The organism is Mesorhizobium sp. WSM3626, from assembly GCF_000513935.1.
Classification (GTDB): Bacteria; Pseudomonadota; Alphaproteobacteria; order Rhizobiales; family Rhizobiaceae; genus Mesorhizobium; species Mesorhizobium salmacidum.
The window spans coordinates 22,432-38,809 of sequence record NZ_AZUY01000057.1; the positions used below are offsets into that span (position 1 = coordinate 22,432).

Annotated in this window: 19 protein-coding genes; 13 read left to right on the forward strand and 6 right to left on the reverse strand. The window is 64.5% G+C overall.

Annotation, left to right across the window (positions count from 1 at the left end):
* Positions 1–6: 6 nt before the first annotated feature.
* Both M653_RS0127535 and M653_RS0127540 read right to left on the reverse strand, forming a co-directional pair.
* The gene (locus M653_RS0127535) at positions 7–1,362 is read right to left on the reverse strand and encodes a chloride channel protein (RefSeq protein ID WP_027146208.1); all 1,356 of its coding nucleotides are present in this window, start codon (positions 1,360–1,362) and stop codon (positions 7–9) included.
* Between the two features lie 199 nt (positions 1,363–1,561).
* Complete coding sequence (locus M653_RS0127540) at positions 1,562–1,861, reverse strand: hypothetical protein (protein ID WP_027146209.1); 300 nt, start codon at positions 1,859–1,861, stop codon at positions 1,562–1,564.
* Between the two features lie 243 nt (positions 1,862–2,104).
* Here M653_RS0127540 and rlmN point away from each other — a divergent pair, with 243 nt between their 5' ends.
* Genes rlmN through M653_RS0127555 form a run of 3 tightly spaced genes read left to right on the forward strand, consistent with a single transcriptional unit; the run spans position 2,105 to position 4,265 of the window.
* The gene (gene rlmN / locus M653_RS0127545) at positions 2,105–3,340 is read left to right on the forward strand and encodes a 23S rRNA (adenine(2503)-C(2))-methyltransferase RlmN (RefSeq protein WP_027146210.1); all 1,236 of its coding nucleotides are present in this window, start codon (positions 2,105–2,107) and stop codon (positions 3,338–3,340) included.
* The gene (locus M653_RS0127550) at positions 3,337–3,786 is read left to right on the forward strand and encodes a hypothetical protein (protein ID WP_027146211.1); all 450 of its coding nucleotides are present in this window, start codon (positions 3,337–3,339) and stop codon (positions 3,784–3,786) included. The genes rlmN and M653_RS0127550 overlap by 4 nt, the downstream gene beginning before the upstream one ends.
* The gene (locus M653_RS0127555) at positions 3,783–4,265 is read left to right on the forward strand and encodes a hypothetical protein (protein ID WP_027146212.1); all 483 of its coding nucleotides are present in this window, start codon (positions 3,783–3,785) and stop codon (positions 4,263–4,265) included. The genes M653_RS0127550 and M653_RS0127555 overlap by 4 nt, the downstream gene beginning before the upstream one ends.
* Here the strand turns inward: M653_RS0127555 and M653_RS0127560 are convergent.
* Complete coding sequence (locus M653_RS0127560) at positions 4,237–4,878, reverse strand: LysE family translocator (protein ID WP_027146213.1); 642 nt, start codon at positions 4,876–4,878, stop codon at positions 4,237–4,239. The genes M653_RS0127555 and M653_RS0127560 overlap by 29 nt on opposite strands.
* A gap of 192 nt (positions 4,879–5,070) precedes the next feature.
* Between M653_RS0127560 and M653_RS0127565 the strand changes: the two genes are divergently transcribed.
* A complete protein-coding gene (locus M653_RS0127565) occupies positions 5,071–6,294 on the forward strand; it encodes an argininosuccinate synthase (protein WP_027146214.1) in 1,224 nt (407 codons plus the stop codon).
* A gap of 109 nt (positions 6,295–6,403) precedes the next feature.
* Positions 6,404–6,925, forward strand: a complete 522-nt coding sequence (locus M653_RS0127570; RefSeq protein ID WP_027146215.1) for a hypothetical protein — start codon at positions 6,404–6,406, stop codon at positions 6,923–6,925.
* Between the two features lie 48 nt (positions 6,926–6,973).
* Here M653_RS0127570 and M653_RS0127575 read toward each other — a convergent pair whose 3' ends face one another.
* Entirely contained in the window at positions 6,974–7,771 is a 798-nt protein-coding gene (locus M653_RS0127575; RefSeq protein ID WP_027146216.1) for a lytic transglycosylase domain-containing protein, read from the reverse strand.
* Positions 7,772–8,064: 293 nt separating this feature from the next.
* Between M653_RS0127575 and M653_RS0127580 the strand changes: the two genes are divergently transcribed.
* From M653_RS0127580 to M653_RS0127610, 7 genes are all read left to right on the forward strand, one after another.
* The gene (locus tag M653_RS0127580) at positions 8,065–9,159 is read left to right on the forward strand and encodes a putative zinc-binding metallopeptidase (RefSeq protein WP_027146217.1); all 1,095 of its coding nucleotides are present in this window, start codon (positions 8,065–8,067) and stop codon (positions 9,157–9,159) included.
* 63 nt (positions 9,160–9,222) lie between these two features.
* Complete coding sequence (locus M653_RS0127585) at positions 9,223–9,819, forward strand: DUF1236 domain-containing protein (protein WP_027146218.1); 597 nt, start codon at positions 9,223–9,225, stop codon at positions 9,817–9,819.
* A gap of 189 nt (positions 9,820–10,008) precedes the next feature.
* Complete coding sequence (locus M653_RS0127590; RefSeq protein ID WP_027146219.1) at positions 10,009–10,962, forward strand: type II CAAX endopeptidase family protein; 954 nt, start codon at positions 10,009–10,011, stop codon at positions 10,960–10,962.
* A 389-nt stretch (positions 10,963–11,351) separates the two neighbouring features.
* A complete protein-coding gene (gene ffh, locus M653_RS0127595) occupies positions 11,352–12,947 on the forward strand; it encodes a signal recognition particle protein (protein ID WP_027146220.1) in 1,596 nt (531 codons plus the stop codon).
* 7 nt (positions 12,948–12,954) lie between these two features.
* Positions 12,955–13,281 (forward strand): chorismate mutase, encoded by a 327-nt coding sequence (locus M653_RS0127600; RefSeq protein ID WP_027146221.1) that lies wholly within the window; start codon positions 12,955–12,957, stop codon positions 13,279–13,281.
* A 49-nt stretch (positions 13,282–13,330) separates the two neighbouring features.
* Positions 13,331–13,732, forward strand: a complete 402-nt coding sequence (gene rpsP / locus M653_RS0127605; protein ID WP_027146222.1) for a 30S ribosomal protein S16 — start codon at positions 13,331–13,333, stop codon at positions 13,730–13,732.
* A 126-nt stretch (positions 13,733–13,858) separates the two neighbouring features.
* Positions 13,859–14,704, forward strand: coding sequence for an acyl-CoA thioester hydrolase/BAAT C-terminal domain-containing protein (locus M653_RS0127610; RefSeq protein WP_027146223.1), 846 nt, complete (start codon positions 13,859–13,861; stop codon positions 14,702–14,704).
* Between the two features lie 103 nt (positions 14,705–14,807).
* Here the strand turns inward: M653_RS0127610 and M653_RS0127615 are convergent, their stop codons facing one another.
* On the reverse strand, positions 14,808–15,071 hold the full coding sequence (locus M653_RS0127615; protein WP_027146224.1) for a YMGG-like glycine zipper-containing protein: 264 nt from the start codon (positions 15,069–15,071) through the stop codon (positions 14,808–14,810).
* A gap of 123 nt (positions 15,072–15,194) precedes the next feature.
* A complete protein-coding gene (locus M653_RS0127620; protein WP_027146225.1) occupies positions 15,195–15,605 on the reverse strand; it encodes a DoxX family protein in 411 nt (136 codons plus the stop codon).
* Positions 15,606–15,803: 198 nt separating this feature from the next.
* Here M653_RS0127620 and M653_RS0127625 point away from each other — a divergent pair, with 198 nt between their 5' ends.
* Positions 15,804–16,211 (forward strand): ACT domain-containing protein, encoded by a 408-nt coding sequence (locus tag M653_RS0127625; RefSeq protein WP_027146226.1) that lies wholly within the window; start codon positions 15,804–15,806, stop codon positions 16,209–16,211.
* Positions 16,212–16,378 lie beyond the last annotated feature (167 nt).

The window sequence follows — 16,378 nt, forward strand, 5'->3', positions numbered from 1 at the left end:
CTTTTTTCAGCCGTGGCCTGATTCCGGTGCGGCCTCCGCCCGCCGCCGCCGGATCGCCTCGGCAATGAAGACCCGCGACAGGGCGTGATAGAGCGGCTCGTGCGAGATCAGGCGTGCGGTGCCGTAGCCCAGCATCGAGGCCAGCATCAGGCCGATGACATTGTCGTGATTGCCGGTCATTTCGAGGATGATGACGAAGGCCGTCATCGGCGCCTGCACCACGCCGGCGAAATAGCCGGCCATGCCGAGCAGCGCCGCGACGCCGGCGCCGCTGCCGAACACCAGGCCGAGCGAACTGCCGATGCCCGCTCCCACCGCCAGCGAGGGTGCGAAGATTCCCCCGGGTATGCCTGAAATCATCGACAGCAGCCCGGCCGCGAATTTCTCGGCGAAGAAGAACCAGGGCAGCGGCGTGCCTTCGACCGCGCTGCGCGCCTGCGCGTAGCCGGTGCCGAAGGTCAGCCCGCCCGACGCGATGCCGATCACCGCCACCACCAGTCCGCAGACCGCCGCCACCAGCAGCGCGCGCCACAGCGGCTGCAGTGCGTTCCAGCGCCGGATACGCCGCGTCGCCTTCAACGCCAGCAACGAGAACAAGGCGCCAAAGCCGCCGCCGATGACGCCGCAGGCGATCACCAGCGGCCAGTCGACGGCAAACGAGATCGTCTCCTTGGACACACCGAAATAGGTGTAGTTGCCGAGCACGCCGAGCGAGGCGAGGCCGGCCAGGATGACCGCCGTCAGCACCAGCCCGTTGGTGCGCGCCTCATAGGTGCGGCCCATTTCCTCGATGGCAAAGACGATGCCGGCAAGCGGCGTGTTGAAGGCGGCGGCGATGCCGGCGGCCGATCCCGCCAGGATCAGGCCGCGCGCCTGCGCCATGCCGCCCCAGCGCGCCGCCTGCAGCATCAGCGACGCGCCGACCTGCACGGTCGGCCCCTCGCGGCCGATGGAAGCGCCGCAGAACAGGCCGACAAGAGTGAGGGCTATCTTGCCCGCCACCAGTCGGAGCGACAGGATATGGCTGCGGTCGTCGTCGTCGCGCAGGTGCCGGGCGGCGATCGCCTGCGGAATGCCGCTGCCTTGCGAGCCGGGGAAGAAGGCGTACGCCAGCCACGCGCACAGGACAAAGCCGAGCGGCGTGATCGCCAGCGGCAGATAGAAGCGCCAGCCGCCATCATTGCCGATCACCACATGAAACAGCGCCTGTGCCTTGTCGGCCAGCACGGCAAACAACACGCTGATCAGGCCGATCGAGATCGCACCGGCCCAGAACACCAGGCGCGGCTGCCAGACGCGGCGCGAGGCCCACATGGCGCGCGAACGCCGCAGCATGGGATGTCTTCGCGATTGGCCGGCCATGTCTGTCCTCGCGGGGAAAACCCAGCCCTAACACAGGCATGACACCGATCAAGCAAGAGTCTGACGATCGGCCGGGATGAACGGGCCGCGGTGTTGGGCGTCCGCTCGTGAGCATGATCCAGAGAGCGCCTCCTTCAATCGAAGTGAAAGCTGCGCGACCCGCCGGCCTCCACGCTGGCGGGCAATCGTTGCGAGATCGTCACATGGCCATTTTTTCACATTCGGCCTGGGCCTTCTTGGTCGACGTGTCGATCATATAGGCTTTGCCCTTGGCGTCGGTCATTATCATCATGCAGTGCTTGATCGGCTTGGCCATCTTCATCATCTCGGCGCCCATCTTCGCGTCCGGCATCATGGTGCCCATGTGCCCGTCCGGCATGATCGCCGTCACTTGCCCACCTTTCATCATGGTCATGGTGCCCATCGTGTCCTCGGCGAACGCCTGCGAGGCGCAGAGAGCGGCGAGGCCGGCAATGACGGCGAGCTTGATCGAGTTCATTCCGCATACTCCCATTGTGCAGGGGCACAGTTACCCCATTCAGGGTTCGCGGATGCGCGCCGGCCGTTACGCTGACACGAATATGTGATCGATCGCGCACCGGGGGAGCACCACGGCCCGGCGGCGGGACAGGCTGCCCGATCGCCCGCGGCATGACTCTGCCGCCAAGCTGTGCTATGCGCCCCGATTGAGATCAGGCACGATGGATGAAATCGGCCGTAAACCGCTTATATCAGTGCAACCATGACCCTTTCACTCGACCTCACCGCCGAAGGAGCCCGTGACGCCTTGCGTACCCGCGCCATGCCGGCCGAAAAACCGTCGCTGATTGGCCTGACACGGGCCGAGCTCGCCGAGGCCTTCATCGCTGCAGGCATCGTGCCGGAGCGTCAGGCAAAAATGCGCGCCCAGCAGCTCTGGCACTGGATGTATGTGCGCGGCGTTTCCGACTTCGCCGGCATGTTCAACATCTCCAAGGATCTGCGCGCCGAACTCGACAGGCATTTCACCGTCGCCCGGCCCGAGATCGTCGAGGAGCAGATTTCCGCCGACGGCACGCGAAAGTGGCTGTTCCGCTTTCCGCCGCGCGGCGCCGGCCGGCCGGTCGAGATCGAAACCGTCTATATCCCCGAGGAAGGCCGCGGCACGCTCTGCATCTCCTCGCAGGTCGGCTGCACGCTGACCTGCTCGTTCTGCCACACCGGCACGCAGAAGCTGGTGCGCAATTTGACGGCTGAGGAAATCCTCGCCCAGTTGCTCACCGCCCGCGACCGGCTCGGCGACTTCCCCGACCGCGACACGCCGGATGGCGCCATCGTGCCCGCCGAGGGCCGGAAAGTGTCCAACGTCGTCATGATGGGCATGGGCGAGCCGCTCTATAATTTCGAGGCGGTCAAGAAGGCGCTGCTGATCGCCTCCGACGGCGACGGACTTTCCCTGTCGAAGCGCCGCATCACGCTGTCGACCTCCGGCGTCGTTCCCGAGATCTTCCGCACCGGCGAGGAGATCGGCGTCATGCTGGCGATCTCGCTGCATGCCACCAATGACGATCTGCGCGACTTGCTGGTGCCGATCAACAAGAAGTATCCGCTCAAGGAGCTGATCGCCGCCTGCCGCGCCTATCCCGGCCTCTCCAACGCCAGGCGTATCACCTTCGAATATGTGATGCTGAAGGACGTCAACGATTCCATCGAGGACGCCAAGGGCCTGATCAAGCTGCTCAAGGGCATTCCGGCCAAGATCAACCTGATCCCGTTCAACCCGTGGCCTGGCACCAACTACCAGTGCTCGGACTGGGAGACGATCGAGAAGTTCGCCGACTACATCAACAATGCCGGCTATGCCTCGCCGATCCGCACGCCGCGCGGCCGCGACATCCTGGCCGCCTGCGGCCAGCTGAAGTCGGAATCGGAGCGCATGCGCAAGGTCGACCGGCTGGCGCTGGAAGCCATGATGATCGCGGGGCACGGCGAGGTGTGAGCCGTCTCGTCGCCTGCTCGAAGCGCTTCGCCATCATAACAGTCGGCTACGTCGCCGCTGTGCTCACCTCGATCCTGGTGCCGGTGCTGCTGATCGTTCTTCTGGCCGGGATCGAGGACGGCAACTGGTCGATCATTTTCACATTCGACTGGCTGGCCTCCTTCCCGCTCGCCGTGTTGACCGTCGCGATCTGCGCGCTGCTGATCGTCGGCCCGGCGATCTTCGTCGCCGAACGGCTGGCGCTGCGAGGATGGTTCTACTTTGCCGTCACGGGCGCGGTCACGTCGATCGTCTTCGGTGTTTTTGTCCCAGGCTCCGCCGGCGGCTTCGTTTTCAATCCGGGCTTCCTCGGTTTTCTGGCCGCGGCCGGCATTGCCGCCGGCTGGGTCTACTGGCTTCTGGCTGGACACAAGTCCGGTCATCTCACGGGCCGTGACCCCCGATGAACCGGCTCGTCGCTTATATCGTGCGCTTCGCCGTCATCCTGTTCGGCTACGCGGTCGCGTCGCTGGGGGCGAGCGCCTTCCTCAACATCCTGTTCCTGGCCTCGCTCGGCTACGCGCTGGCGCAAGCCCATCCGGCGGCGGCGGCATCGCTCTATTTTTCAATTCCTTTCGTCGCCCTGTTTGTCGCTTATTTCGGCTTCATGCCGGCCGCGATCATCATTTTGATTGCCGAGATCCTCGGCCGGCGCGACTGGCTGTTCTACGCGCTGGCGGGCGCGCTGGTGGCGGGAGTTTTCCTCGGTCTGGTCGACAATATCCGCGATTCCGCTTTTGCTGTCACCGAGACCAGCGCGATCATGGCGGTGCTCGGTGGCGGCATGGTCGGCGGCATCTTCTATTGGCTCAGCGCCGGCCGCTGGGCCGGAAGCTGGTGGAAGGACGAGAAAGCTCCTACTTCGCCTGGGCCGTCAGGATCTTGAGCGCGAAGGCCGAGAAAACGCCGGCGAAGAGATAGTCGACCACCCGCGTCACGCGCGGGCTGGCTTTCATCGCCGCCGAGAATTTTTCCGCCGCCAGCACCATGGGTGCCGTCACCGGGATCGACAGCACGATGAACATGGAGCCAAGGAAGAACAGCTTCCCGGGCGCGTTCGGATCGTGCGCGGAGACGAATTGCGGCAGGAAGGTCATGAAGAACAGGATGATCTTCGGATTGAGCAGGTTGACGCCGAGCCCCGCGGCCCAGCTGCGCAGCAGCGAGATCCGCGGGCCCGTCTTCTTTTCCGGCGAAAAGGCCGAGCCCTTGGCGATCGCCTGCCAGGCCAGGAAGACGAGATAGCCGGCGCCAAAGATCTTCAGCACGAAGAAAGCCATCGGCGAGGCGACGATCAGCGCCGAGACGCCGACCACCACCAGCGTGGTGTGGATCAGCGTGCCGCACAGCGCGCCGGCCATCGAGGCGAAGCCGGTGGCCCGCCCCTGGCTCAGCGTGCGCGACACGAACAGCGTCATATCAGGGCCTGGCGTGATCGCCAGGATCACGGTGGCGATGGCGAACTGGACCAGCGTGGCGGTGTCGGGAATGAAGGACATGGGCAGGCCTTTGGGTTGGGGACGTCAGGCTATAGAGGATGCCGCCCGTTCTTGCCAGCGGCCGGACGGCAAGAGTGCTGATCCAGCCCTGCTCGATCCTGGTGTCACCACCTGCCTCGTGTTCATCCCTTGCGCAGCCTGGAAGCGGCGTGATACCTCGCGCGCCGAGAACTCCTGTCGTGGAACTGCCAAATGTCCAAGATCAAAGACGTCAAGAAGGTCGTGCTCGCTTATTCCGGCGGGCTCGATACATCCATCATCCTGAAATGGCTGCAGACCGAACTCGGCGCCGAAGTCGTCACCTTCACCGCCGATCTCGGCCAGGGCGGCGAGCTGGAGCCGGCGCGCCGCAAGGCCGAGATGATGGGCATCAAGGACATCCGCGTTGTCGACGTGCGCGAGGAATTCGTCTCCGACTTCGTCTTCCCGATGTTCCGCGCCAACACCGTCTATGAAGGCACTTACCTGCTGGGCACCTCGATCGCGCGACCGCTGATTTCCAAGCACCTGGTCGAGATCGCCAGGGAGACCGGTGCAGACGCGATTGCCCACGGCGCCACCGGCAAGGGCAACGACCAAGTGCGTTTCGAGCTTTCCGCCTACGCGCTCAACCCCGACATCAAGGTCATCGCGCCGTGGCGCGACTGGTCGTTCAAGTCGCGCACCGACCTGATGAACTTCGCCGAACAGCACCAGATCCCGGTGCCGAAGGACAAGAAGGGCGACGCACCGTTCTCGGTCGACGCCAACCTCCTGCACTCCTCTTCCGAGGGCAAGGTGCTGGAGGATCCATGGGTGGAGCCGCCGGAATTCGTCCATCAGCGCACCGTGTCGCCGATGGACGCGCCAGATGCCGTCACCGAGATCGAGATCGAGTTCCTGAAGGGCGACCCGGTCGCGCTCAACGGCAAGAAGCTGTCGCCGGCGACCATGCTGGCCGCCCTTAACGACCTCGGCCGCGACAATGGCATCGGCCGACTCGATCTTGTCGAGAACCGTTTCGTCGGCATGAAATCGCGGGGTGTGTATGAAACGCCCGGCGGCGCCATCCTGATCGTGGCCCATCGCGCCATCGAATCGATCACGCTCGACCGCGGTGCGGCCCACCTCAAGGACGAGTTCATGCCGCGCTATGCCGAGCTCATCTACAACGGCTTCTGGTTCTCGCCCGAGCGCCTGATGCTGCAGGCGATGATCGACAAGAGCCAGGAAGACGTCGAAGGCACGGTGCGGCTGAAGCTCTACAAGGGCAATGTCATGGTCACCGGTCGCAAATCGAAGAAGACGCTCTATTCCGACGCGCTGGTCACCTTCGAGGACGACCGTGGCGCCTACGACCAGAAGGACGCCGCCGGCTTCATCCGCCTCAATGCGCTGAGGCTGCGGACATTGGCCGCGCGCAACCGCAACAGCTAATGCATGTCGCCCGGAAGTGTCCTCGGTTTCGGGACAACGACATGCATAAAATCAGAAGCTTACAGCACGTCGCGGCGAATCCTGTTCGCCGCGATATGCTGTAGACGGGATGCGCTGTCCCGGCCGATGCCTGGTGCCGCTGGTCCTTCTGGCGGCACCGGCCATGGCCGGTGATTTCAACCCTGCCTCGCTCGACCTTGCCGCCCTGATCGAGTGCCGGGCCGACGTGCCCAGCTATAACGGCTTTGCCCTCTGGCTGGCCGGCGAACCCGGCGCCGCGAAGGCGCTGAGCTGGAACGAGGGTCCGTCAGGCAATCCGTTCCTGCGGCAGTATGACTTGCCCGCCCCGGTCCATGTCTTCGGGCGCGAGACCGAGACAATCGTCTTTACCGCGACAGGGCCGATGGCGGTGCTTGATGGCATCGTCGCGCCGGACCTCGCCCGCCAGCTCGACGTCCCGGCGACGGTCTCGACGCCGGACAAGTTCCTCGGTGAGAAGGTCGTGGCCGAAAGCACCGAGCAGGTCGGCGGCGTGAGCCTTGCCACGCGCATCACGCTCAACGTCTCGACGGTCGAGTCCCATCCCGGCAAGACGCTGGCCGGCTGCTCCTATGCGCTCGACGTGAAATGAAAACCCGGCGCGAAGGCCGGGTTCTTCGTTCGATGCCGTGCGGTTCGATCAGTCGGCGTCGATCGCGGTGGCGATGCGGGCGATGGCCTGCTGATAGACGCTTGCGGAATTCCAGCCGGCGATCGCGCCCATATTCGACTGCGCGCTGGCGCCAGCCCGCCAACCGTGATCCTTGAGGAAGTTGGCGGTGGAGGCCAAAGCGGTGGCCTTGTCGCGCAGGTTTCCGCTGCCGACCGCATATTTCAGGACGTTTCCGGGCAGGAACTGCGTGTGGCCGATCTCGCCATGCATGGCGCCGACCGACGAGGCGGTCAACGCTCCGCGATCAACCAGCTTCAGGGCCGCGATGGCGTGCGGGTGGAAATAGTCGGGGCGACGGCAATCATAGGCAAGCGTCAAAATGGCGGAGACCGTGTTCTGGTTGCCCATGGAGGCACCAAAGCCGGTCTCCATGCCCCAGATGGCGAGCAGCACGCCCGGCGACACGCCGTAGTTCTGTTCGATCTGGTTGAACAGCGCCGCGTTCGACTTCTTCAGCGAACGGCCCTTGGAAATAATAGCGGACCCGCCACGGCGCTTCATGAAATCGTCCACCGAGCCGCTGAACGCCTTGTGGATAGCGCGGTCGGCGGAGATGGTCCTTGTTGCATAGCTCGCGCCGGCCAGAGCTGCTAGCCCCCTCGACCCGACACCTTCGGACTTGGCCTCGGCGGCAAAATCCTGTTTCCAGGCGTCGAAGCCGGCGCCGGTCTTGCCGCAGCTGGCCGCCGCTTGCGCGCCCGTTGCCAGCCCCAGCACCGCCACCACCGCGGCTGCTAAAATCCTACCCTTGGCAAGAAATGCCATGTTGTTCTCCTGGTTGCCTGATTCACGTCCCGATTGCGAATTTGCCAGCGAAACGCGCATTTGTCACCGTCTGTGGCGCGATGCTGGCGAATGCCGGGGAATTTGCCTACGATCAAGTGATTATTATGGCGAGGCCATGCATGAAAGACGTTGATGCCGGCCGTGGACCGCATCGGTGCGCCTGGACCAGCGAAGCGAGATAGTCTCGCCGGACCGCGGAACACCGGCCGGTGGCTCGCGTTTGGGCACGGGCCGCCATGCATCCTGTGCCCTTCTGATGAATTGAGACCGAGATGAAACTTTTCGACTGCCCGCATTGCGGCCACCGTCTCTATTTCGAGAACGCCCAATGCCTGAACTGCAGCAGTCTCGTGCTCTATGATCCCGAGCGCGCGCGCTTTGTCCTGTCCGGCGTCGACGGCGCCATCCAGTGCACCAATGCCGACGAATGCGCCTGCAACTGGATGGCCGAGCCGGGGCAGGTCTTCTGCCGTGCTTGCGTGCTGAACCAGCTGATCCCCGACCTCTCGGTCGACGGCAACCGCCGCCGCTGGATCCGCGTCGAGGCGGCGAAGAAGCGGGCCATCTATTCGCTGCTCGCCTTCGGCCTGCCAGTGGCGCCCAAGCAAAGCCCGACGGACGAAATCGGGCTGGCCTTCGACTTCCTCGCCGATCCGATCGGTGGCGGCCCGGGCGGCGAACGGATTCTCACCGGCCACGACAATGGCCTGATCACGCTCAACGTCGCCGAAGCCGATTCAGCCGAGCGCGAAAAACGTCGCGTCGAGATGGGCGAGAATTATCGCACGCTGCTCGGCCATTTCCGCCACGAGCTCGGCCATTATTACTGGGACCGCCTGATCCGCGACGATCCGCGAGGGCTGGAAGCGTTCCGTGCTTTGTTCGGCGACGAACGCGCCGACTACGAACAGGCGCTGAAGGCCTACTACGCCAATGGCGCCGCGCCCGACTGGCAGCAAGACCACATTTCGGCCTACGCCACCTCGCATCCATGGGAAGACTGGGCCGAGACCTGGGCCCACCATCTGCACATCACCGACACGCTGGAGATGGTCCATGCGTTGAACTTCCCGCTCGGCCGACTGGAGACGGTGGAGGCGGCCGAACTGCCGCGGGGCGATACCGGTGGCGGGCTGCAGGCAGCGCCCTCGGAGCCTGCAAAGACGCCCGAGCCCTTCGACAAGATTCTTGCCCGCTGGCTGGTGCTGTCGGAAGCCTCCAATTCGATCAACCGCTGCATGGGCCTGCCCGACCTCTACCCCTTCGTCATTTCGGACGTGACGGCGCAGAAACTGGCCTTTGTTCACGATCTTGTGACCAGCTTGCCGAAAGACACGGGAAATCGTGAGTTGGCTCGCGCGTTTTAACCGGAACGCATGCGCTGCTGCCCCGTTTTCGCTGGCGAGGGACCACGAAAACGGAGAGAAACCATGAAATCCGTATTGTTTCCCGCAATCGCCGGAGTGTTCACCATGATGTCGGGCGCCGCCTTGGCGGACACCGCCGTGTCGGCGGTCACCGATCTCAACGTGCGCGCTGGCCCGGGCCCGCAATATCCGGTGATCGGCGTGCTGGCCGCCGGCCAGTCGGCGACGCTCAATGGCTGCATCGAAAACAGCAAATGGTGCACGATCGCAGAAGCCGGCGGCCAGGGCTGGGTCTATTCCGACTACGTCACCGCCGATTTCGGCGGCAGCCGCGTGGTGCTGACGCAGCGGCGCTCCGCCGTTGCCGTCGTCTCGCCGCCGGACGACATCGGCAACTATTCCACCGAGTACACCGGAGCGATCGTCGCCGGCGAGCCGATCGACACCGTCGTCCGGCCTCCGGCCGAGGTCAGGACCTATGTCGACACCCATCGCCTCGACCCCGTCTATCTCGAAGGCGAGGTGGTGACCGGCGCAACCCTGCCCGACACCGTCGAGTTGCGCGAAATTCCGGACTACAAGTATCGCTATGTGTATGTGAACGGTCAGCCGACGCTGGTCGATCCGCAGACCCGGCGCATCATGTACGTGGTGCGTTGACAGGAGGCCAGAGGTCGCCGAAGCGGCCGCTGGCGACACTGGGAAGACCGTGCCGGCACCGGGCGGCGCTTGGGTGCCGCACGATCCGTTTGCGCGTATCCCTGGTGATATCGATTCCGATTCCCGAGGCTATCGGCTAGATCAAGGACAGCTGGATCAAGCAGCGATGGATTCGGATCGAGGACAAGCGTGACGATCGACGACACTGCCTTCGAGCGCTATCGCAACACGCCGAACGCCAGGACGACTTTGTTGCGCCTATTTCTGGGAACGCTGATCGTCGTCCTGTTTTGGGGCGCCACCACCGCGGCCGTGCTGTTGGGCGGCACACATGTCTACTTCGCCTGGCAGGCGGCGGCTTCGCCATATGGCATGGAGGGTTTTCTCGCCTCGCCCATCGGCATCCTCAGCGCGCTCACCTCCTTCGCCGGGATCTGGATCGGTCTGTGGATCGCCATGCGCTGGGTGCATGGCGAGCCGCTGTCGGCCCTCCTCGGCACCGGCCGCCGCGTATCGCGACCGGACTTCCTCAAGGGTCTGATCGCGGTGCTGATCACCTCGGCTTTGTCCGAAATCCTGCTCTATTTGCTGGCGCCGGGGATCGCTCGCGGCACGATCAGCCTGTCGTCCTGGCTGCTGTTCGCGATCCCGATCGTCGCGCTCACCTTGCTGCAGACCTCGTCGGAGGAGGTGCTGTTTCGCGGCTATCTGCTGCGCGGCCTCGCCAGCCGGTTCCGCAGCCCTTTCATCTGGGCGCTGCTGCCCGGCCTGCTGTTCACCTCGCTGCACTGGAGCGGCGGTTCGTCGGCCGCCATCAATGCCTGCGTGCTGGTCTCGATCGCCGCTTTCGCGCTGCTTCTGACGCTCATGGTCTACGCCACCGGCAATCTCGGCGCCGCACTTGGCGCCCATCTCGGCAACAACCTGACTGGCTTCCTGCTGATCTCGCATCAGCAGAGCTACAATTCCTTCGCCTTGTTCACCGCCAAGCCGCTCGAAGGGCCGGGATGGATGATGTCGGATGCAATTCTCATCGCCCTCATCGGCATCGCCTGCAGCTTGCTGACGATTGCTCTATTGCTGCACCCACGCTCGCCGCTCAGGGTCTCGGCCGAGGTCCCGAACGCTGTGGGTACGGCCTGATCGCGGTCCGGGAAACGGCGCGACACCGGCCTTGCCTTGACTCTCGCGCCGATTTCCTGTCTACAGCCCACCAATTCCGCGACGAGTATCCCTCCGAGCAAGCCGACCAGGACGCCGAAGCCTCTTTGAGGCCAAGTGCTGTAAACAGATCCTGGAGGCCAACACCCGGCAGCGCTGTGCGCCCCCGGGTGCTTTTTGGTTTTGGGCTTTTGCTTGGACTGGCTTGGAGACCGGGCGCGAACGCATTACCTCTCGGGCACCATCCGGGTGCCAGGGAAAAGGAAAACGAATGTTTGAATCGCTGCAGGAGCGCACAAGAGGCGTGGAGGGCCATCGGCCCGACAGGGATCACTATGACTCCAAGGCGCTCTCGCGCGGTGGGTTGATCAATGTTTGAGTCCCTACAAGAGCGCCTTGGCTCCATCCTGAACGGCCTGACCGGCCGCGGCGCGCTTTCCGAGGCTGATGTCTCGGCGGCGTTGCGCGAGGTGCGCCGTGCGCTGCTCGAGGCCGACGTGGCGCTGGAAGTGGTGCGTTCCTTCACCGACAAGGTGCGCGAGAAGGCCGTCGGCGCCGCCGTGCTGAAGTCGATCAAGCCCGGACAGATGGTCGTCAAGATCGTCCACGACGAGCTGGTCGACATGCTGGGCGCCGAGGGCGTCGCCATCGACCTCAATGCGCCTGCTCCGGTCGTCGTCATGATGGTCGGCCTGCAGGGCTCCGGAAAGACGACGACTTCGGCCAAGATCGCCAAGCGCCTGACCGAGCGGCAGAACAAGAAGGTCCTGATGGCCTCGCTCGACACGCGGCGCCCCGCCGCGCAAGAGCAGTTGCGCCAGCTCGGCGAGCAGGTCAAGGTCGCGACGCTGCCTGTGATAGCAGGCCAGAACCCGGTCGATATCGCCAGGCGCGCCGTGCAGGCGGCCAAGCTCGGCGGCCATGACATCGTCATCCTCGACACCGCCGGCCGCACCCATATCGACGAGCCGCTGATGGTCGAGATGGCCGACATCAAGAAGGTGTCGAGCCCGCACGAGATCCTGCTGGTCGCCGACTCCCTGACCGGCCAGGACGCCGTCAACCTGGCGAAAAGCTTCGACGAGCGCGTCGGCATCACCGGCCTTGTGCTGACCCGCATGGACGGCGACGGCCGTGGCGGTGCCGCGCTTTCGATGCGCGCCGTCACCGGCAAGCCGATCAAGCTGATCGGCACCGGCGAAAAGATGGATGGGCTGGAGGAATTCCACCCCAAGCGCATCGCCGACCGCATCCTGGGCATGGGCGACATCGTCTCGCTCGTCGAGAAGGCGGCGGAAAACATCGACGCCGAGCAGGCGGCGGCGATGGCCAAGAAGATGCAGTCGGGCAAGTTCGACCTGAACGACCTCGCCCAGCAGCTTCAGCAGATGTCGAAGATGGGCGGCATGGGCGGCATCATGGGCATGATGCCGGGCATGGGCAAGATGAAGGACCAGATGGCTGCCGCCGGCCTCGACGACAAGATGTTCGGCCGCCAGCTCGCCATCATCTCCTCGATGACCAAGGCCGAGCGCGCCAATCCCGATATACTGAAACACTCGCGCAAGAAGCGTATCGCCGCCGGCTCCGGCACCGATGCGGCCGAGATCAACAAGCTCTTGAAGATGCATCGCGGCATGGCCGACATGATGAAGGCGATGGGCGGCAAGGGCAAAGGCGGCGGCCTGATGCGCGGCATGATGGGTGGCCTCGCCTCCAAGATGGGCCTTGGCGGTATGATGCCCGGGGGTGGCATGGGCGGCATGATGGGCGGCGGCATGCCCGACCTGTCGAAGATGGATCCCAAGCAGCTCGAAGCCTTGCAGAAACAGGCGCAGGCCGCCGGCCTCGGTGGCATGAAGGGCTTGCCCGCCCCAGGCGGCGGCTTGCCGGGCCTGCCTGGCGGCATGAAGCTTCCCGGCCTTGGCGGTGGTGGCGGCCCGCCCGGTCTCGGCAAGAAAAAGTGAGGACGCTATGAACGAAGAAAAGGACATGGCCGACGCCCGCACCATCCTGGCCGGCTACCGCGCCTCGATCGACAACATCGATGCCGCCCTCATCCATATGCTGGCCGAGCGCTTCCGCTGCACCAAGGCGGTCGGCATGCTCAAGGCCGAGCATGGCCTGCCGCCGGCCGACCCGGCGCGCGAGCAGCAGCAGATCGCCCGTCTTCGCCAGCTGGCGAAAGATGCGCATCTCGACCCGGATTTCGCGGAAAAATTCCTCAATTTCGTCGTCCGCGAAGTGATCCGGCACCACGAACAGATCGCCGCTGCCAACGGCGTGACGAAAACCGGCTGACAATCAGCCTGAACAATCAACGAAATCAGAGCTTTTAGGAGAAAAGAAAATGGCACTGAAGATCAGACTGGCCCGTGCGGGCTCGAAGAAGCGTCCTTACTACCACGTCGTCGTCGCCGACGCCCGTTCGCCCCGCGACGGCCGGTTCATCGAGTCGCTCGGCTCGTGGAACCCGCTGCTGCCGAAGGACGGCGAGCGCATCAAGGTCGACGCCGACCGCGTCAAGCATTGGCTGTCGCACGGCGCCCAGCCGACCGACCGCGTGCTGCGCTTCCTCGATGAAGCCGGCCTTGCCAAGCGCGAAGCCCGCTCCAACCCGAAGAAGGCCGAGCCCGGCAAGAAGGCGCAGGAACGCGCCGCCCTGCTGAAGAAGGCCCAGGACGACGCCGCTGCCGCCGTCGCCGCGGCCGCTGCCGCACCAGCCGAAGCGGAAGCCGCCACCGCCGAGTAATCGCTTCCTATTCCTTGCGCAAACAGAACGGCGGGCCTGTGCCCGCCGTTTTGCTGTTTGCAATTGTCACTCACCTGCCCTTTGCTGTTTCCTTGGAAAAGCTTCTGATTTCCGGCTGAGGATCCAATGGGCGAACGAGCAGTCGCGGAGGAAATCCTGTCCGGCGTCGTCGCCGGAACCCTGTTGCGATGCGTCGATGCCACGACAGGTGTCGTGGTGCTGGGCGGATCGAGCGGCCGCGTCGATGTCGAGCGCGCACGACTGTTCGCCGATGTGGGCGTCTCTGCCCTTGCCCTCCGCTGGTTCGGCGGCGAAGGCCAGGTCCCAGGCATATGCGAAATCCCCCTGGAGACGTTTTTCGCCGCGACCGACCGGCTGGTCGGATTGGGGTGCCGGCGCATCATCTATGTCGGCACGTCCAAGGGCGCCGAGGCATCCTTGCTCGCGGCGGCGCATGACCCGCGCATCGATGCCGTGGTCGCGATCAGCCCGACATCGGTGGTCTGGGGAAACATCGGGCCGGGCCGCGACGGCATCAGCTGGCCCGAGCGGTCGTCATGGACGCTGAAGGGGGTTCCATGCCCGTTTGTTCCAACAGACCCGGATTGGAGGGCAAGCTACCTTGATGGCCTTGTGTCCTATCGAGGGCTTTTCGAACACTGCCTGGCAAGATTCAAACAGGAAGCGGACAGGGCCGCCATTCCCGTCGAGGTAGTTTCGGCGGAGATCGTGCTGGTCGCGGGCGGCGGCGACGCGCTGTGGCCATCCCTGGATTTCGCTCGATCGATCGTCCGGCGTCGAAAAGACGCCGGAAAGGCCACACGCCTCGTTTCGGCTCCCGACGCCGGCCACCGCATTCTCCTGCCAGGTGAAACCACGCCGCGCTCAAGCTCGCATGCCCATGGCGGCAATGACCGCGCCGATGCGGCTTTGGGGCGCGACGCCTGGCAATACGTCCGGGAGCTCCTGTAGCGCGCGCCGTGATAGTGCCTCAAACGAGTTGCAATCAATTCATCGATCGAAAACGGCGGGTCAAAAGCCCGCCGTTTGCTCTTCATTTTTGCCATGCGGTCGTTCAATAACCGCTTGGGCAGCGATCGACATAGGTATGGCCATTGCGGTCGCGATAGCGGCAACGGCCCGGCTCGCTGGCCCGGCCGATCAGCGCACCGGCTACGGCCCCGACGGCACCGCCGACAACCGCGCCTTGCACCGGATTATTGGCGACCGCCGCGCCAACCGCGGCACCGCCGAGGCCACCGACGGCAGCACCTTTTTCCGTTTGCGAACAGGCGCCGAGCGCCGTCGTCAGCACCAGAATGGTCAGGATTCTCTTCATTTGTCGTTCCTCTCACTTGCGGATCGCCGTCTCGCCGCCAAGTCCCTAACTCTCAGACGGCTAATTTGATCCCGAGAAGAATGAAGATCGCGACGACACCTGGCAGCGATTGGCGCGGAACGGCTAGCGGCTGAACGGGATCAGAGCGCGCACTTTGGGGTCACGCAGATAGAGGCCGCCCCAAAGGATGATGCCGAGATAGACGCCGAACAGCGTGTGCGAAAACAGCGGATTGCCGATACGCGCATTGGTGGCGATGGCGCCGCCCATATAGGCGGTGAGCAGGATGGCGCCGAGCACGGAGGTGCGCGGCAGGGCGTAGAGCGCGGTCGAGACCAGGCCGATGATGCCCAGCATGCGCGCGACATTGGCGTCGGCCGGCCAGCCGAGCGGCACCATCGTCTGGGTGACGATATCGAGCGGTGGCAGCTTGATGGCGCCGTCGAAGATCATGAACAGGACGATGAGGCCGCTGAGCACGCTGCCGGTCCACAGGACGCCGGACGAGACAGGCGCGGTTTGAGAAATGCTCATTGGTGGTCCCTCCTGATGGTTAGCCCCGTTTTCAGCGGGGTCGAACCAAGGACGTGCCGTGAGGCGGCGATCCGACACGTGTCTGGATTGTCTTGGCGCCGATTTCCACCATGCTGCGGACTCTGCTGCCAGCAGAGCTATCGGCATTCGTCCATGGCGGCTATTGAGGAGCGGGCAGTGCACCAGGCGAGACGACAAATGACCGGCGAGACCGATCTGAGGACATTGTTGGCGTCGATGACGCCGAAATTGCTTGATGGCACCTATGTCTTTGCCACGCTGGCGCCGCACGTGCCGCTGCCCGAAGGCCTGGAGCCGGTGATGGTGTTTCGCGAGCGCGAGGGCACGACGCTGATCGTGACCGAGGAAGCCGCCCGGACCACGGGGCTGGAGGCTTCGTTCCGCTGCCGGATGATCACGCTGAACATCCACTCATCGCTCGAAGCCGTCGGCTTCCTCGCCGCCATTACCGCGCGCCTCGCCGCCGCCGGCATGGGCGTCAATCCGGTCTCGGGTTTTTACCACGACCATCTGTTTGTGCCGGCCGGGCGGGCGGAGGAGGCGATGGCGGTGCTGCGCGAACTGAGTATGGATAGCGCGAGTTGAAATCGGCGCAGAGCGGCTTTGACGGCTAATCTCATGACTCGGCAGCGCCAAAGCATGGCCGGCGCTGCCCCTTGTATCTGCACGGAGGAAACTTTGTGCGAGAAGAGCGACTGAGCCTCGAACCGGATGGCCATCCGATTCGAGGCTTGGCGAAGTCGCCCGACACC

Bases quoted from the DNA above. Each gene is read 5' to 3' on its own strand.
- M653_RS0127535 (WP_027146208.1), bottom strand. From the start codon at position 1,362: ATGGCCGGCCAATCGCGAAGACATCCCATGCTGCGGCGTTCGCGCGCC.
- M653_RS0127540 (WP_027146209.1), bottom strand. From the start codon at position 1,861: ATGAACTCGATCAAGCTCGCCGTCATTGCCGGCCTCGCCGCTCTCTGC.
- rlmN (WP_027146210.1), top strand. From the start codon at position 2,105: ATGACCCTTTCACTCGACCTCACCGCCGAAGGAGCCCGTGACGCCTTG.
- M653_RS0127555 (WP_027146212.1), top strand. From the start codon at position 3,783: ATGAACCGGCTCGTCGCTTATATCGTGCGCTTCGCCGTCATCCTGTTC.
- M653_RS0127560 (WP_027146213.1), bottom strand. From the start codon at position 4,878: ATGTCCTTCATTCCCGACACCGCCACGCTGGTCCAGTTCGCCATCGCC.
- M653_RS0127565 (WP_027146214.1), top strand. From the start codon at position 5,071: ATGTCCAAGATCAAAGACGTCAAGAAGGTCGTGCTCGCTTATTCCGGC.
- M653_RS0127570 (WP_027146215.1), top strand. From the start codon at position 6,404: ATGCGCTGTCCCGGCCGATGCCTGGTGCCGCTGGTCCTTCTGGCGGCA.
- M653_RS0127575 (WP_027146216.1), bottom strand. From the start codon at position 7,771: ATGGCATTTCTTGCCAAGGGTAGGATTTTAGCAGCCGCGGTGGTGGCG.
- M653_RS0127580 (WP_027146217.1), top strand. From the start codon at position 8,065: ATGAAACTTTTCGACTGCCCGCATTGCGGCCACCGTCTCTATTTCGAG.
- M653_RS0127585 (WP_027146218.1), top strand. From the start codon at position 9,223: ATGAAATCCGTATTGTTTCCCGCAATCGCCGGAGTGTTCACCATGATG.
- ffh (WP_027146220.1), top strand. From the start codon at position 11,352: ATGTTTGAGTCCCTACAAGAGCGCCTTGGCTCCATCCTGAACGGCCTG.
- M653_RS0127600 (WP_027146221.1), top strand. From the start codon at position 12,955: ATGAACGAAGAAAAGGACATGGCCGACGCCCGCACCATCCTGGCCGGC.
- rpsP (WP_027146222.1), top strand. From the start codon at position 13,331: ATGGCACTGAAGATCAGACTGGCCCGTGCGGGCTCGAAGAAGCGTCCT.
- M653_RS0127610 (WP_027146223.1), top strand. From the start codon at position 13,859: ATGGGCGAACGAGCAGTCGCGGAGGAAATCCTGTCCGGCGTCGTCGCC.
- M653_RS0127615 (WP_027146224.1), bottom strand. From the start codon at position 15,071: ATGAAGAGAATCCTGACCATTCTGGTGCTGACGACGGCGCTCGGCGCC.
- M653_RS0127620 (WP_027146225.1), bottom strand. From the start codon at position 15,605: ATGAGCATTTCTCAAACCGCGCCTGTCTCGTCCGGCGTCCTGTGGACC.
- M653_RS0127625 (WP_027146226.1), top strand. From the start codon at position 15,804: ATGACCGGCGAGACCGATCTGAGGACATTGTTGGCGTCGATGACGCCG.